This window comes from Acinetobacter sp. WCHAc060033 (assembly GCF_004209125.1).
In the GTDB taxonomy this organism is placed as follows: domain Bacteria; phylum Pseudomonadota; class Gammaproteobacteria; order Pseudomonadales; family Moraxellaceae; genus Acinetobacter; species Acinetobacter wuhouensis.
The window spans coordinates 1-212 of sequence record NZ_SGSW01000238.1 but is presented as its reverse complement, the minus strand read 5'-3'; the positions used below and the strand labels follow the sequence as shown (position 1 = coordinate 212).

1 pseudogene is annotated in these 212 nt (G+C 41.0%); it reads right to left on the bottom strand.

Going from position 1 to position 212, the window contains the following annotated elements:
* Positions 1–212: pseudogene (locus EXE10_RS21815) on the bottom strand (hypothetical protein); the annotation flags it as partial.

Sequence of the window (212 nt, the reverse complement as noted above, 5' to 3'; positions counted from 1 at the left end):
CCTCAGCCTGTCTTGATTGCCATGCCTTGCACCAAATCACCCACTTATTATTAAACTCCGATAAGTAAGGTGCACTCACTCCAGACTTAACTGCTTCATATAATCCAAACTCACCGAGTTCACCTTTAAAATCAACATCGGTTCTAAAAATCCCAATCCAAAATCTGTTCCCCTCAAACGCTTCTCTGCGCTTATCCACTACTTTAGATTTA